Annotated in this window: 17 protein-coding genes; 2 read left to right on the top strand and 15 right to left on the bottom strand. The window is 46.3% G+C overall.

Annotated features, from left to right (window positions below; translation table 11 throughout):
* Positions 1-40: 40 nt before the first annotated feature.
* The 14 genes from HWY38_RS17070 to HWY38_RS17005 all read right to left on the bottom strand — a co-directional run bounded on the left by HWY38_RS17070 (position 41) and on the right by HWY38_RS17005 (position 13,004).
* Positions 41-1,105: a sugar dehydratase gene (locus HWY38_RS17070; protein WP_224182299.1), complete on the bottom strand. Its 1,065-nt coding sequence runs from the start codon at positions 1,103-1,105 to the stop codon at positions 41-43.
* Positions 1,080-1,664 (bottom strand): RNA polymerase sigma factor SigX, encoded by a 585-nt coding sequence (gene sigX, locus HWY38_RS17065; RefSeq protein ID WP_003153399.1) that lies wholly within the window; start codon positions 1,662-1,664, stop codon positions 1,080-1,082. Before sigX ends, HWY38_RS17070 begins: the two co-directional genes overlap by 26 nt.
* Before the next feature lie 190 nt (positions 1,665-1,854).
* Positions 1,855-3,636 (bottom strand): ATP-binding protein, encoded by a 1,782-nt coding sequence (locus HWY38_RS17060; protein ID WP_007409435.1) that lies wholly within the window; start codon positions 3,634-3,636, stop codon positions 1,855-1,857.
* On the bottom strand, positions 3,633-4,355 hold the full coding sequence (gene resD, locus HWY38_RS17055; protein WP_003153397.1) for a DNA-binding response regulator ResD: 723 nt from the start codon (positions 4,353-4,355) through the stop codon (positions 3,633-3,635). The genes HWY38_RS17060 and resD overlap by 4 nt, the downstream gene beginning before the upstream one ends.
* A gap of 81 nt (positions 4,356-4,436) precedes the next feature.
* Positions 4,437-5,612 (bottom strand): c-type cytochrome biogenesis protein CcsB, encoded by a 1,176-nt coding sequence (gene ccsB, locus HWY38_RS17050; RefSeq protein ID WP_224182245.1) that lies wholly within the window; start codon positions 5,610-5,612, stop codon positions 4,437-4,439.
* A gap of 18 nt (positions 5,613-5,630) precedes the next feature.
* Positions 5,631-7,259 (bottom strand): cytochrome c biogenesis protein ResB, encoded by a 1,629-nt coding sequence (locus HWY38_RS17045; RefSeq protein ID WP_224182244.1) that lies wholly within the window; start codon positions 7,257-7,259, stop codon positions 5,631-5,633.
* Positions 7,256-7,795 (bottom strand): thiol-disulfide oxidoreductase ResA, encoded by a 540-nt coding sequence (gene resA, locus HWY38_RS17040; RefSeq protein ID WP_014418277.1) that lies wholly within the window; start codon positions 7,793-7,795, stop codon positions 7,256-7,258. The genes HWY38_RS17045 and resA overlap by 4 nt, the downstream gene beginning before the upstream one ends.
* A gap of 84 nt (positions 7,796-7,879) precedes the next feature.
* Positions 7,880-8,614 (bottom strand): 23S rRNA pseudouridine(2605) synthase RluB, encoded by a 735-nt coding sequence (gene rluB, locus HWY38_RS17035; protein ID WP_007612296.1) that lies wholly within the window; start codon positions 8,612-8,614, stop codon positions 7,880-7,882.
* A gap of 93 nt (positions 8,615-8,707) precedes the next feature.
* Entirely contained in the window at positions 8,708-9,244 is a 537-nt protein-coding gene (locus HWY38_RS17030; protein ID WP_224182243.1) for a spore maturation protein, read from the bottom strand.
* Between the two features lie 4 nt (positions 9,245-9,248).
* Positions 9,249-9,839 (bottom strand): nucleoside recognition domain-containing protein, encoded by a 591-nt coding sequence (locus HWY38_RS17025; protein ID WP_003153385.1) that lies wholly within the window; start codon positions 9,837-9,839, stop codon positions 9,249-9,251.
* Positions 9,827-10,978, bottom strand: coding sequence for a D-alanyl-D-alanine carboxypeptidase family protein (locus HWY38_RS17020; RefSeq protein ID WP_003153383.1), 1,152 nt, complete (start codon positions 10,976-10,978; stop codon positions 9,827-9,829). Before HWY38_RS17020 ends, HWY38_RS17025 begins: the two co-directional genes overlap by 13 nt.
* A gap of 112 nt (positions 10,979-11,090) precedes the next feature.
* Positions 11,091-11,576 (bottom strand): DUF3907 family protein, encoded by a 486-nt coding sequence (locus HWY38_RS17015; protein WP_003153380.1) that lies wholly within the window; start codon positions 11,574-11,576, stop codon positions 11,091-11,093.
* A gap of 89 nt (positions 11,577-11,665) precedes the next feature.
* A complete protein-coding gene (gene scpB, locus HWY38_RS17010; RefSeq protein WP_007409428.1) occupies positions 11,666-12,259 on the bottom strand; it encodes an SMC-Scp complex subunit ScpB in 594 nt (197 codons plus the stop codon).
* Complete coding sequence (locus tag HWY38_RS17005; RefSeq protein ID WP_007409427.1) at positions 12,249-13,004, bottom strand: segregation/condensation protein A; 756 nt, start codon at positions 13,002-13,004, stop codon at positions 12,249-12,251. The genes scpB and HWY38_RS17005 overlap by 11 nt, the downstream gene beginning before the upstream one ends.
* A 207-nt stretch (positions 13,005-13,211) precedes the next feature.
* Here HWY38_RS17005 and HWY38_RS17000 point away from each other — a divergent pair, with 207 nt between their 5' ends.
* Together HWY38_RS17000 and HWY38_RS16995 are read left to right on the top strand one after the other, a co-directional pair.
* A complete protein-coding gene (locus HWY38_RS17000; protein WP_003153376.1) occupies positions 13,212-13,301 on the top strand; it encodes a YjcZ family sporulation protein in 90 nt (29 codons plus the stop codon).
* A gap of 87 nt (positions 13,302-13,388) precedes the next feature.
* The gene (locus tag HWY38_RS16995) at positions 13,389-13,910 is read left to right on the top strand and encodes a DUF309 domain-containing protein (protein ID WP_174747082.1); all 522 of its coding nucleotides are present in this window, start codon (positions 13,389-13,391) and stop codon (positions 13,908-13,910) included.
* A gap of 65 nt (positions 13,911-13,975) precedes the next feature.
* On the opposite strand, the gene ribT is transcribed toward HWY38_RS16995, so the two are convergent.
* Positions 13,976-14,350: a GNAT family N-acetyltransferase RibT gene (gene ribT / locus HWY38_RS16990; protein ID WP_003153373.1), complete on the bottom strand. Its 375-nt coding sequence runs from the start codon at positions 14,348-14,350 to the stop codon at positions 13,976-13,978.
* Between the last annotated feature and the right edge of the window lie 73 nt (positions 14,351-14,423).

Below are 14,423 nucleotides of genomic sequence, written 5' to 3'. Positions count from 1 at the left end.
AAAAAACCCAAAACATTCATATGTTTTGGGTTTTTTACGTTTAATGGCTTGGAAGCGGATTAGGCGCGGCAGGCACAGCGATAGGTTTTGTCACATCATAATTACCGATTTTCTTTGTATGCGCATGTGTGAACAGCACCTCAGAATAACCGAATTCCTTCGCAGTTAACAGAAGCCCTTCGATCATTAAAATCCCTTCCAGCGAATCTTCAACCGTATGTTTTTCGGACAATTGAATCCGCAGCTGCTCGCCGTCTTTCCTTTCCGATACCGATGCAATCGCATCTGCTTCTATAATGCTCGCGGTCTGTGAGCCTCCGTCTGTTGTCTTCATCCCGTCAATAGCCTGATATACTGAATAATAGGTTTGTTCAGACGGGATGAGATACTCTTGTCCCAGACTGTCGCTGTAAGAAAAATACGCCCGGTTTGTCTGTTTATGTACGGACATCTCAGCGGAAATGCCGTAAGATTTATAAAAATCCTGTCCGGCTCCGTTTTGAACCTTTTTCAATTTAATCCGCTCGTAAGGACTCCATGTCAAAGTCTCTTTCAGCATCTTTTTCAATAAGTCAGCATCGGCAACTGATTCGATAGAGAACCGTCCGTTTACCTGCACAAGCAAGTCCTTCTTATCCGCCGTTACCTGCACACCGTCCAAAAGGTTCGGCACAGACAGGAAGGATTCGGGCACTTCTAGGTTTTCCGCTTCGGATAAAGCCTCTGAAACCGATTCATCCGGCTTCTTTTTTTCAAAACTGACCGGAATGACGGCGGATGTTTCTGAATCGGCAAATGCCAAGGTAATGTAATTGTTTTTGTTTTGGTTTGAGACGACGAACGTCTTCTGATCCGGCGGCTTGACAGAAGCTGACTGACTGGCTTTTTCAGTCTGGCGGCTGTCAGCGGTAAGATCACCGGAAGATTTGTTTGTCATCAAGTGAGGAGATATAATCAGAGCGATGCACAATGCGCAGACGCCGGCTGCGGCGGGGCCGATCCAGCTTCGGGCCGGTTTTTTCCTGTACGGTTTACCTGTTTCAATATTCCGGTAAATGGCCTCGGGTGAACGATGATCTCTAACCGCCGGAAGTTGTCTTAACAACTCCTCTACTCTTTCTTCGTTCCAATATGACTTCATCATCCATTAGCTCCTCCCTCAAAAGCTCCATCTGTTTCCGAAGTATTTTGAGCCCTCTGTGTTGGGTCGTTTTGACTTTGCTTTCCGAGAAGCGGAGAGCGGCGGCTGTTTCCTGAATGGAATATCCCTGAATAAATCTCAAGATAATAACAGCTCTTTGATCAATGGTGCAATGATCAAGCGCGGTATAAATTTCCCGGACGTTTTCATGCTGTACGGCGAGTTCGTCCGGAAGCAAATGCTGATCTCTGACATCTTGTGTATCCCAATCAAACGTACCCATAATACGCTGTCTGATCGTCTGCTGCTTGCGGAACCAGTCAATCGCCACATGGCGTGCGATGGATAACAGCCATGTTTTTTCACTGCTTCTTCCTTCAAATGTATGATAGGAATTCAAGACGCGGATATACACTTCCTGCGTCAAATCTTCAGCCTGCGACTTATCTTTTACCATATAAAATAAAAATTGATATAAATCTTGATGGTATGCATCATATAATATCTGAAAGGTTTCTTCCATGGGAAACCCCTCCGTTCACTTTTTTGTCGTAAAAATGCGTTGAAAAGTTACATTACAACTATATTACGAGAAACTGGAATTTGGAAGGGAATTTATATTAACATATTCTTAAATTTTTAAAGGAGAAACAAATAAAAAACACCCGCAGAACATGCGGGTGTTTCGTATGGAACAAGATTGTTCGTCAATTTCAGACGTCATCCTGCACTTTTGTCGGAATATAAAATGTAAACGTCGTCCCTTTGTCGATGCTGCTGTGAACCGCAATTGAGCCGCCGTGGGCTTCCACGATATTTTTTACGATGGCGAGTCCGAGTCCGGTCCCCGCCCTGCCTCTTGTTCTTGCTTTGTCCGCTTTATAAAAACGTTCAAAAATAAAAGGCAGGTCTTCTTCCGGTATTCCAGAGCCGGAATCTTTGATATCGATTTTCAGTCCGTCTTTTACGGTCTGAGCCGCGATATGAACGCTTCCGCCTGACTCCGTGTGGCGCAGCGCATTATCTATAAGGTTGGTAAACACCTGTTCCATTTTATCTTCGTCAAAGACACACTCCGGCTGAGACACCGAGATGTCTTCTGTGAGCGAAACGCCTTTTTCCTTCGCTACCCCGGAAAATTTGCGGGAGATCTTCTCCAGAAATTCATGCAGGTTTACCGTTTCATAGTGCAGGCCCGTATGTCCGGATTCCATTCTGGCCAAATCCAGCAAATCATTGACGAGCCGGCCCATGCGAAGAGATTCATCATAAATGATCTGCGCGATTTCTTTTTTCTCCTCTTCGGTGCTTGCAATGTCGTCCACTATTGCTTCACTGTATCCCTGCAGCATAGAAATCGGGGTTCTGAGCTCATGACTGACATTGGCAATGAAGTCTTCACGCAATTTATCGAGCCTGCGCTCTTCGGTCATATCACGGAGCACGGCCACGGCGCCGCGGACGTGTGATTCCGCATAAAGAGGCGACATCAATAAAACCCATGACCTTCCTTGAAGCGTCATTTCAATCATTTGCTCTTTTTCTGTGTTCACTGCATTTTGAAATAGCTCTTTTGCTTCAGGGGGAAGGTTATCTCCTTCTTTAATGTTCATGTTCTGCTCATAATACCATGCCTGCAGAAAACGTTCGGCCGGCGGGTTGGTCACCAAAATGGTGCCGTCGATATTAATGGTGATGACCCCGTCTGCCATACTGCTTAAAATATTGGACAGCTGTTCTTTTTCCTGATTCAGCGCGTTAATATGGAAATTGAGCTGCCGTCCCATCTGATTAAAGGCAATGGCCAGTTCCCCGATTTCATCTTGGGTCAGAATCGGAATTTTTGTATCAAACTTTCCTTTCGCCAAGTCTTGGGCGCCTTCCCGCATTTTCCGAAGGGGATATGTCACCCTGCTGGATAAAAAGAACGCGAAAAACGTTGTCAAGACGATGGCAATGCCCGCCGCAAGAAAAATATAGCGTGTTGTATGTTTCGTCGTATCTTTGACGGCAAGCAGCGATTGGGATAAAAAGACCATGCCTTTTTTGCCGTCTTTTTCATACGGCACTCCGACGATCAGCCGTTCGTTATCCGAACCGGCATTGTTGGGGACCGCACGTTTGCTTACTTTTTTGCGGTCTGTCAGCGCCTTGTGCAGATCCCGGTCATGTTTGATCTGCTCTAATGTAATAGAGGATAAATGATTATCGTCATTGGGCGAATACCAGACATGCTTATCATCCTGAATGATCGCGATGCTCGTTAAATTGTCCGCCAGTTCCCACGTGATGGATCTGGCAAGCGGCTGGTCTTCATGATTTTCTATTATGACCGCAATTTTATCGGCAAGCTGCGTTAAATCTTTTTCCGCTTCTTCAACGTGGTAATTTTCTATAAATTCCAGAAGCAGCACCGTTAAAATAAATAAAACAATTAACACGAGTGAAAGAATGGTAAACCAAAGCTTTCCTACTACGCTTTTCCAAAACTTCATTCAGCGCCTACCTCAAATTTGTATCCGACTCCCCATACGGTGACGATTTTTTTCGCCGCTCCCGGGGACACTTTATTTAATTTTTCACGGAGCCGTTTGACATGGGTGTCCACCGTTCTGAGGTCTCCGAAAAATTCATACTGCCACACTTCTTTTAAAAGCTTTTCCCTGTCGTACACTTTGTCCGGTGTTTTCGCCAGGAAGTACAACAGTTCATATTCCTTCGGCGTCAGGCTCACCTCCGTGCCGTCCGCAGTCACCCTGTGAGCATCGTGATCAATGGATAGATGCGAAAAGACGAGCACATTTTTTGTCGGGGTATTGGCTGTCAGATAAGATGTTTGGGAAGCCCTTCTTAAAAGCGCCTTTACCCGAAGCACCACTTCTCTCGGGCTGAAAGGCTTGACGATATAATCGTCCGTACCCGCTTCAAACCCCTGGACGCGGTTGGCTTCTTCCCCTTTTGCCGTCAGCATGATAATCGGCGTCGCTTTTTTTTCTCTGAGCTGCCGGCATACTTCGATTCCGTCCGTTCCCGGCATCATTAAATCCAAGAGCACCAGATCATAATCTGATGCCAGCCCCATTTTAATGGCCTCGTCGCCGTTTTCCGCTTCTTCAATCACATAGTTTTCCCGTTCAAGGTACATTCTTAAAAGGCGTCGAATTCTGGCTTCATCATCTACTACTAATATTTTAGTTTCATTTGTTTGATCCATCGTTTTCCCCCTGCTTTCCTTCTGTTACTTTCATTTTAACAAACTGTGCGGCAGCTTGAGAACTGTATCGGCTTTTTGCATCTATGCGTACGAATGAAGTCCGGCAAGCACGAGATTCACAAAAATCAAGTTAAACATAATAATGGCGAAGCCGATGACGGCAAGCCACGCGGACTTTTCGCCATGCCAGCCTCTTGACAGCCGCAAGTGCAAATACGCTGCGTAAAATAAAAAGGTGATCAGCGCCCATACTTCCTTCGGGTCCCAGCCCCAAAAACGCGTCCATGCAAGCTGCGCCCAAATCATCGCAAACACAAGCGCGCCGAGTGTGAATACCGGAAAACCGATGGAAACAGCGCGGTAGCCGACTTCATCGACCAAGTCCAGATTCACATTTTTGACGAGCGGGCTGATAAGAGCGCTGATTCTCTTTCTGAATATCAGCCTGAGGCCACCGTATAAAACGAGACCTGCGCCAAACGACCAGATCACCGTATTGACCTTTCTGCCTGAAAAAATGGCCGGAAGCTCAATAAGCGGCTTCATTGCGCCTTCCGTAAGCAGTTCTCCCTCATGCGGGCCGACAAGCGCAGGCATATCATATATCATGACGCTTTTGGCTTCTTTTTTATCCACCCAATTAAATTCAGCTTTGTAGTCCGCCAGCCGGAATGCCGACGTGACGGCGATAAATGCCACGGTCGTCACGAGTATAAACATGATGACTTCAATCCAGAACGTTTTTTTGCCCGGTCTGGATTGGTCGACATGCTTTAACAGGAAAATGACGCCGGCTACAAAACTGATCGCAAGAATCGCCTGCCCGAGCGCCGCCGTCGTGACGTGAATGTACAGCCAATTGCTCTGCAGTGACGGAATAAGCGGCGTGATGTCTGTCGGAAACATGCTTGCATATGCGATAAGCAAAAGCGCGATAGACAATGTGAACATGCCTAATGAAGGCAGTCTGTAAATAAAGTAAATAATAATAAAAGCGAGAACAAGCATCATGCCGAATGACGTCGTAAATTCAAACATATTGCTGACAGGCGCATGTCCGCTTGCCGACCATCTCGCAATGAAGTAGCCGAGATGACAAAGAAATCCGAAAATGGTTAACGTGATTCCGATAGCCGACCAGCGGCCCTTACCGTCCTTAGCACCTTTTGTTCCCCGGATGGCGCCGCCGAAAACCGGGACGGCAATTAAATAAATCAAAAAGGCAGCATAAAGAAAATTTGCGCTCAGCTCCGCCATGACACCACTCCTTTTTCACTAGGCCTGATTTTTGGCCAATTCTTTTTGATCGGCCGGCTCTTGAATCCCGGTCCCGCTAAGAACAAATTCGATATCCTTTTTCAGACCGAACCAGTTTTTGTTCGTATGTCCCGCCACAAGCACTTCATGATCACCTGTTTTGATCCAGATCCTTCTGTGCTGCCAGTACATTCCTTGAATGACGCCGATCATAAAGATCGCGCCGCCGACGGCAAGCACCCATAAGGTTAAGTCTTTTCTGACGGTGAGTCCTGTAATGTTTTTCGTTTCCACATGGTCGAATTTTAATTTGTACTTGTTACTTTCGGAACCTTCAACAGTCTGCTGAATCGCAACAAAACTTTTCTCCCCTTTCGGCTTGTCAGGAGCCGTGATTTTAAAGACAAAAGCCGGATTGTTAGGAACCTTCGTTTTCGTGCTCGGTTCTCCGTCCTTGTTAAAATAAAAATCAGGAAGATAACTGGCGATCTGCACTTTGTAACCGTTACCAAGATCATAGTCCGTGTCGGGATCAAGAAGATTGATCTTCAGTTTGCCGAATGACTGTTTTGTTTTTTGGTCGATCAGCTGAAATACCATCTGATCGAGCTGGTTTTCTTTATAGTCCACCTGATACACAGAATAGGAGTCAAAGCGAAGCGGTTCATTGACGCGGATATTGTTTTCTTTGACTCTTTTAAGCTTCGGCTTTTCGCCGAATACAATGTCGCCTTCCCTCTTGTACAAAACCGCGTCCGTTGTGAAGGATTTGGCGACTTTGCCGTTTCCGGCTCTGTCAATGGCGTCGGCGAATACTTTTTTCTCAGTGTCTTTGTTATATGTCTGCATCGTGAACCGGTTGTTTTTTAAGTAATACTTGCCATCAGTACCGGGGATCTGAGCGGTTTCGCCTTCACGGACCCAGAGCGTTTCATCGACATACATACCGGGTACAAATCTCAGCATGGCTCCGATCAGAAAAATGATCAGACCGATATGATTGACGTAGGGCCCCCACCTTGAAAAACGGCCTTTTTCCGCCAGAATGCTTCCCTCTTGTTCTCGCACTCTATAATGCTTTTTTTTCAATCGTGTTCTGAGGCTATCAGCCGCATCCCCGCTCAGCTCGGTTTCTGTCCGGCTGTATAGACGCTGCCTCTTCAAAAAGACCGGATTCCGCCGAACTCCTTGATTTTTCAGTGCCCTGTACAAAGGAATCACCCGATCCAGGCTGCAGATGACCAGTGATATGCCAATGGATGCGATCAGGAGCATATACCACCATGAGCCGTACAGGTGATGAAATCCCAGCAGATAATACAGTTGGCCGATTATGCCGTACTGCTGTTCATAATATGTATCCGGCTGGGCGCCCGGCGGCAGATAAGCTTCCTGCGGAAAAACCGTGCCGAAAGCAGACGCCGCCAGAGTAATGACGATCAGCCATATTCCGACTTTTACGGAAGAAAAGAAGTTCCATACCTTATCTACGATTGTTTTGTTATATGTTTGCGAACGCCTTGCGCTGCCGTCGTACCGCATATCCGCAAGCAGCGATTTTTGATCATCAAGCGGCTTCCCGCACGACTCGCATAAAACCGTCCCGGCTGGATTCACGTGCCCGCATTCACATTTGACCTTTTTCATGAAGACGCCTCCGGCTTAATTAAATTCATATAGTCATGAACCATGCGTTCTGTCATCGTGCCGGTCACCACTTTCACGACGTTTCCGTCGGGATTGATCAAAAATGTCGTCGGAATAGGTGATACGCCGTACGCGTCCAGCACTTGCCGGTCAGTATCGAGCGCAACCGGGAAATTGACGCCGTATGTTTTCATAAAATTATGTACTGCAATCTTTGATTCGCCGACATTTACCGCAACCACCTCGACACCGAGGTCTTTAAAATGCTTGTATTGATTCTCCATGTAGGGAAATTCCTGCTTGCACGGCTCGCACCACGTTCCCCAGAAATTCAGAAAAACGCCTTTTCCTTTTAACTGACTCAGTTCTATGAGTCTGCCCTCTGTATCTTTCAGCGCGAAATTCGGGGCTTTGGACCCCTCAGATATACGCTCGCCGTTTGTGTAAACAGCATTATAGATGGTATATCCGAGCGCGCAGAGTAAGATGAGAAGGATGCCGGTCCGAATGAATAAACGCCGCCGTTTTTTGTTCATTGTACACTGCTCCCCTCCCCTGCCTGCAAATCCATTCAATTATATCATCAACACGTTTTGTAATTTTTGAAGGTTATGTGAAAATTAGAAAGCGTTTTTACCGTGTTCAGCTAAAGCCCGCAGCCTTTTCACCTCATGCGGCGACAATTCTCTTGCGTCTCCTGTGCGCAGGCCTCTTAAATCTAAAAATGCGTATTCTTCACGTTTTAGTTTCAGCACGTCATGACCGATCGCCTCGAACATGCGGCGGACCTGTCTGTTCCGTCCTTCATGAATCGTCAGCTGAATGATGCTCGTCTGCTTTCTTTTGTCCAGGGAAAGCATTTTCGCTCTGGCCGGCGCCGTCTTGCCTTCTTCAAGCTGAATGCCGCGCTCAAGCTTTCTCAGAAGTTCCTTGGAAGGAATCCCCTTCACTTTGGCGACGTACGTCTTATCAATTTCGTATTTCGGATGCATGAGTTTGTTGGCAAACTCGCCGTCATTGGTCAGCAATAAAAGTCCGCTCGTATCATAATCAAGCCTGCCGATCGGATAAATGCGCTGCGGCACTTCTTTGAAGAAGTCGGTCACCACTTTCCGCCCTTTGTCGTCATCAGCTGCTGAGATCACTCCTCTCGGTTTATAAAGCAGAAAGTACACGGGTTCTTCCCGCTCCACCTTTAATCCGTTTACTTCAATCTGATCAGAACCGGTCACTTTTACGCCGAGCTCTGTTATTACTTTTCCATTCACCTTTACTTTTCCTTCTTTTATCAGCTCTTCCGCCTTTCTGCGTGATGCCACGCCGGCATGAGCAATAACTTTTTGCAGTCTTTCCATGTCGTTCACCTCAAGTATAATCTTACTTTTTTCCCCCTGAACAAACAAGCTTTTTCAAGGAGAGTTATTTTGATATATAAAAAGCGCCTGATTTCAGGCGCTTCCAAATAATAACGTAACTATGATGATTGATGCAACCACCCCGATCAAATCAGCAAGAAGACCAACCTTTAAAGCATCCCCCATTTTTTTGATGCCGACCGCCCCGAAATACACCGTCAGGACATACAGCGTCGTGTCAGTCGATCCCTGCATGACCGAAGCCAGCCTGCCGATAAATGAATCAGGCCCGTACACGGCGATCAGATCTGTCGTCATGCCGAGCGCCGCCGTCCCCGAAATCGGGCGGATCAGAGCAAGCGGCACAACTTCTGCGGGAATGCCGAGCGCTGTAAAGAAAGGCTTGCACACCCCCATGACAAAATCCAGCGCGCCCGAGGCCCGGAATACGGTAATCGCCACCAGCATCCCGACCAAATACGGAATGATGGAAAACGCAATCTCAATTCCTTCTTTTCCGCCTTCAACGAATGATTCATACGTCGGCACTTTTTTGATCGTGCCGTATATCAATATACCGGCGATAATAATCGGAATCATGGCTAAAGACAGCCAATTCACCATTTCCATTCGCTTACCTCCCTTTTCTTTTGCGGCGGTACCAGAAGTAGCGGTCAATGAAAATCGCGCCGATTCCCGAAATTAAAGTCGCTAAGATGGTCGGCCCGACGATATCGGTCGGTGATTTCGCCGAGTAAGCCATGCGCACGGCAATGACGGTTGTCGGTATCAATGTAATACTCGAAGTATTTACCGCCAAAAAGGTAATCATGGAACGGCTGGCCTCAGACTTACCTCCATTCAGCTTTTTCATCTGCTCCATGGCTTTAATGCCGAGCGGTGTCGCCGCATTTCCCAGTCCGAAAAAGTTTGCCATGAGATTTGATAAGATGTACCCCATCGCCGGATGATCAGGGGGAATATCGGGAAACAGCTTAGAGATAAACGGGCGGCACATTCTGCTGAATATATCCAAAAGGCCGGACTGCTCGGCTATTTTCATCAGGCCGAGCCAGAAGACGAGCACGCTCATTAATCCGAACGAGATCGTAACCGCTTCTTTCGCTCCTTTAAAAACAGCTTCATTCACATCCTGCAAGGTACCGTTAAACATCGCAAAGACAAGTCCGATTACCGTCAGACATACCCAGATTAAATTGACCATGACGAACCGCCCGCCGCGCTCATAAACAGGCTCGTAAACGTCTCAATGAAATGCTTTTTCGGTTTTTTATGGCGCTCGTTTTCATAATAGACGGGAATCTTGGCGATCACTTTCCCATCATGCATAACAGTCATCCGGCCGACGACATCAGGAATGAGAGAGGCGTCCTTTTTCCAGGCTTTTTTCGGTTTTATTAAGGTTGTGCGGATTTTTACATCGTCGATTTCATCCTCTTTTAATAAATATTTGACATCCCGGGCAATAAAAGCGTGTTTTCCGTAAAACGTCTTTTTCAGCTTCGGGATGCCGCCTTTTTTAGCGACGACATAGGTTTTATAGTGCTCAAAGACATAATTAAACATATTCATATGGTCATCCCAGTCATCCGGATCATTTATGGTGACCGCGATGAGATCCGTTCCGTCTTTTGAAGCCGTCGAAACGAGCGTCCGTTTCGCGATTTTTGTGTAACCCGTTTTTCCGCCTGTGCTGTAACGGTAGAGCCCAGTCAGAAGCTTGTTTTTATTTTTCCATACCCGGTCCATCGTTTCTGCCTTATACACTTTTGTGCCTGAAACGGTCCGGTATTCCTTGATTTTCATCGCGTATTTAGTCAAAAGCGCCATGTCATACGCCGTTGAATATAAATTTTCATGGTCGTCCAGTCCGTGCGGATTTTGAAATTTTGTATTTTCCATCCCGATTTGCTCGGCTTTTTTGTTCATCATAAATACAAAACCGTCAAGGCTTCCGCCGACATATTCAGCTATTGCTGCAGCGGCGTCATTTCCTGATCTCAGCATAAGCCCGTATACAAGATCTTTCAGCTTTACTTTTTGTCCCGGCTGAAGATAAATGGCTGAGCCTTCCGTTTTTACGGCATTCGGGGAAACCGTCACGGTCTCTTCCATCTTTCCTGATTCAATCGCCAGCACCGCCGTCATGATTTTCGTAATGCTTGCAATCCGCCGCTTATGATGTTCATCCTTGGCGAATAACACCCTGCCAGATGCTCCGTCGATTATAATCGCGCTTTTTGCGCTGACATGTATTTGGGCATGTGCCGTATTGCCGTCTGTAATGGAAAAAAGAATAACAAAAGTCAAAAGAAATACGGCAGCTTTTTTGAGAAAGCGCATGAATGCTCACGTCCTTGTTGTGGGTTTGTACAAGTTTATGCGCATGTCCATGACTTATGAATACCAATTGCATCACTTTCACATAAAAAAACTCTCCCAAAAGGAAGAGTTTTTATCTGACTGATGCCATATTTGAGCCTGATGCTTCATATTGCGCTAATTCTTCCCGCATGCGCAGAAATTCACTGCTGAGCGAAAGCAGAAGGCTCCGCAGCGAGTCCGGCACTTGCTGGTAGAATTCAATCGCGCTTTGGCCTGTATAAGCGGCGCGGCTGTTTTCGTACCATGTATCCTTTTTCGGCATGAAAAACTCTTCCACGCACTGATGATACACTTTATACAGCGTTTTTTCCGCTCTCACCTCATGAAACGGCTCCTGCATTAAAAGCCGCCTGCAGGCTTCCTGGGCGCCTTCGCAAAAGACGGTCATCCTCCTCAGCACACTGAGCACGTCGCGGCAGTATGCCTCATCCGCCTCTCCTTGAGCCCGCATCTCCGGCAATGTTGTATGATTTAAATAGCTGCTGACCATCGTGACAACCTCGGCTAAAAATTCACCAGTTTCTTCAGTATGGGCCCTCACAATCGAATTTCCCATTTCCGTCCGTTTCCTTCCTCTCTTGTACGTCGTCATTTGCGTCATTCATCAATGGCCTTTCCCTACTATCGTATGATGAAAAACGATTATTATTTAATATCCTCAAAAGTTTGGTTGAAGTTTTCAAAGAATAAATCGGCTTCCTCCTGGAGAACGTCTTCCTCCGCATTTTCAGGAAGCGGCGGGAGCTCCTCCAATGTTTTTAAGCCGAATTGTTCAAGAAATACCGGTGTCGTGCCGTATAAAATCGCCCGGCCGGGACCGTCGGCGCGGCCCACCTCACACAGCAGCGCTTTTGACACGAGGCTGTGCAGAATCCGTTCAGACTTCACGCCCCGGATATCTTCAATTTCCGCCCGTGTGATCGGCTGCTTGTACGAGACGATCGCCAGCACTTCCAAAGAAGCCTGTGACAGCCCTTTTGACGGCACTTCGATTAGTTTTTTCAAATAAGGCACGAATTCTTTTTTCGTTCCAAGCATATACGTATCCGCATATTCAGTAAGCTCGATGCCTCTGTCGTCTTCCTTGTACTGAGCGGCCACTTCTTCCATGATTCCGGCCAGTTCCGCTTCTTCTATTTCAAGCACCGTCACCAATTGCTTTTTGGTCAGCCCTTCATCACCCGCCGCATACAGCAAGGCTTCCACAATCGCTTTCCAATTCACGATATCAAGCGCCATGAATGGATTCACTCCCCGTAATGTATATATCTGAAAAGTTTTCTTCCTGTTCAATGATAATCTGCTGATTTTTCATCAGTTCCAGGACTGCTAAAAACGTCACGACGAGATGGTCCTTTTGCCGAGAAGGAAAAAGCTCCGTGAAGTTTATTCTTCTCCCCGCCGTTTTTAAGCTTTTTACGATTTCGTTCATTCTGTCTTCAATCGGTATTTCCTGTCTTGTAATGGTCGTTTCTTTCGGCCGCGTGATTTTTTTACGCTGAAGCACCTTTTGAAACGCGCCGATCATGTCATAAACGGTCACCGACAGTTTCTGCTCGGTCTGTTTGATTTCTTTTGCATACTCACTTAAATCACTCGGCGGCTTTGTAAATGACTTTTGTCTTTCTTCTTCCCGCTCTTTTAAATCCTTCGCAGCGGTTTTATACTTTCTATACTCAATCAGCTTTTCAATCAGCTCGTCCCGTGGGTCTTCTTCTTCAAGCATTTCGTCTTCAAACAGCTCTTCCTCTTGTTTCGGAAGCAGCATTCTGCTTTTAATGCTGAGAAGCGTCGCCGCCATGACCAGATATTCACTGGCGACATCAAGTTCAAGCTCTTGCATTGTATGTACATATAATAAATATTGTTCAGTAATGGTTGCCACGGGTATGTCGTATATGTCGATTTCAAGACGGTTAATCAGATGAAGCAACAGGTCCAATGGGCCTTCAAACGTATCAATTTTCACTTGATATTCTACCATTATCTCACCATTTTCAATATCACTCTCATTGCCGGAAAAACTGGCTACCCTTTAGTATAATCCACCGAAATGCTCTCGTCCAATACTTTTATATACGTCCTCCGTTATTTAGAAAATACTGAAAAAGAAGATATACGCCTATACCTTTAAAGGCGGATGCACATATGATAGCCGTGTAAACTTGAAACAAAGGGAGGCTGATTTCACATGAGCGGAGCTTGTTTCGGCGGAGGTTTTGCATTAATTGTCGTTCTGTTTATTTTGCTCGTTGTCGTAGGAGCATCTTACATCTGCTAGTTCCTCAGGCTTCAGGCACCAAGCCGCTCTTTTTTCCTTTTCATAGCGCTGTGGTACACTGGTTTTAGCATAAAAGGAGGAAGCGGCTTGTATCCTAAAGCTTATATCGGCTTTTTGGCCGAATTTCACGCATCAAGAGATTATTTTGAGTGTCATGAACTGTTAGAGGAATATTGGAAAGAAAGCCCGGCTGAAAAGCGGAGCATTCATTGGGTCGGCCTGATTCAGCTTGCCGTCGCTCTGTATCACCAGCGCAGGGGAAATGAAGCTGGGGCGAAACGGCTGATTGCCAACAGCTTACGTATTCTCCGGTCTGAAAAGCAGGCGGTCTGTTCTCTCGGTCTCAGCCATCCGAAGCTGATTGAGCTGATAGAAACGCTGGCAGACGATATAGAAGCGGGCCAGCCTTATAAAAGTGTTATGCTGCCGATTACAGATGAAGCCCTGAAAGAAGCGTGTCTTGCCGAATGCCGCCGAAAGGGCTATACATGGGGGCAAGAAGGCGTATCAGATACCTTTCTTATTCATAAACACCGCCTGCGGGACAGGACGGATGTCATTAAGGAACGCGAACGGGAAATTGAGAGAAGAAAAAAAAGCAGAGGCTGACAGTCAGCCCTGCTTTTTCTATATCAAAACAGCTCCCGAAACCGTGAAGATTCCGGGAGCATTTGTCAGTTATTATATGAGATATCCTGATCTTTTTGATGTTGACAGCGTTCAAAAAAGCTTTGCGTTAATTCATTCGGAACGAGTGCCTCCGTTTTGAACAGACGTTTTAAGGCGTCCATCATTTGCTTTCCGATTCCTTGATGGCGGTGAGAAGGATTCACGCTGATATGCCGGATTTCAACTTCTGAGTCCTTTTTTTCGACTCCGATCGCTCCGACGATATCTTCATCCTCTTTCCAAAGAAAGAGCTGGCGGCCAGTATCCGTTTCATAGTCCTTTATTGTCTGCTGAAGCTGCTTGAGATCTTTTTCATTCGGCATAAATGACAGAAGACCCATCGCAATCTTTTCAAACGATTTTTTATAACGAATTAACATAAAAACCCCTCTGTATCCAAAATGTCCATTCATGTCCTATCAAACGGATACATAAAGGCGATCCGTTTCCTCA

The sequence above is a fragment of the Bacillus sp. KS1 genome, from assembly GCF_020075515.1.
Classification (GTDB): Bacteria; Bacillota; Bacilli; order Bacillales; family Bacillaceae; genus Bacillus; species Bacillus velezensis.
Note: the sequence above shows the minus strand (reverse complement) of the source record. Positions and strands in the feature narration are given on the sequence as shown.

Coding starts and splice junctions, on each gene's coding strand:
- HWY38_RS17020 (WP_003153383.1), bottom strand. CDS start 10,978: ATGCGCTTTCTCAAAAAAGCTGCCGTATTTCTTTTGACTTTTGTTATT.
- scpB (WP_007409428.1), bottom strand. CDS start 12,259: ATGGCGCTTGATATCGTGAATTGGAAAGCGATTGTGGAAGCCTTGCTG.
- sigX (WP_003153399.1), bottom strand. CDS start 1,664: ATGGAAGAAACCTTTCAGATATTATATGATGCATACCATCAAGATTTA.
- resA (WP_014418277.1), bottom strand. CDS start 7,795: ATGAACAAAAAACGGCGGCGTTTATTCATTCGGACCGGCATCCTTCTC.
- resD (WP_003153397.1), bottom strand. CDS start 4,355: ATGGATCAAACAAATGAAACTAAAATATTAGTAGTAGATGATGAAGCC.
- HWY38_RS17005 (WP_007409427.1), bottom strand. CDS start 13,004: ATGGTAGAATATCAAGTGAAAATTGATACGTTTGAAGGCCCATTGGAC.
- HWY38_RS17030 (WP_224182243.1), bottom strand. CDS start 9,244: ATGGAAATGGTGAATTGGCTGTCTTTAGCCATGATTCCGATTATTATC.
- ccsB (WP_224182245.1), bottom strand. CDS start 5,612: ATGGCGGAGCTGAGCGCAAATTTTCTTTATGCTGCCTTTTTGATTTAT.
- HWY38_RS17025 (WP_003153385.1), bottom strand. CDS start 9,839: ATGGTCAATTTAATCTGGGTATGTCTGACGGTAATCGGACTTGTCTTT.
- HWY38_RS17015 (WP_003153380.1), bottom strand. CDS start 11,576: ATGGGAAATTCGATTGTGAGGGCCCATACTGAAGAAACTGGTGAATTT.
- ribT (WP_003153373.1), bottom strand. CDS start 14,350: ATGTTAATTCGTTATAAAAAATCGTTTGAAAAGATTGCGATGGGTCTT.
- HWY38_RS17060 (WP_007409435.1), bottom strand. CDS start 3,636: ATGAAGTTTTGGAAAAGCGTAGTAGGAAAGCTTTGGTTTACCATTCTT.
- HWY38_RS17045 (WP_224182244.1), bottom strand. CDS start 7,259: ATGAAAAAGGTCAAATGTGAATGCGGGCACGTGAATCCAGCCGGGACG.
- HWY38_RS17000 (WP_003153376.1), top strand. CDS start 13,212: ATGAGCGGAGCTTGTTTCGGCGGAGGTTTTGCATTAATTGTCGTTCTG.
- rluB (WP_007612296.1), bottom strand. CDS start 8,614: ATGGAAAGACTGCAAAAAGTTATTGCTCATGCCGGCGTGGCATCACGC.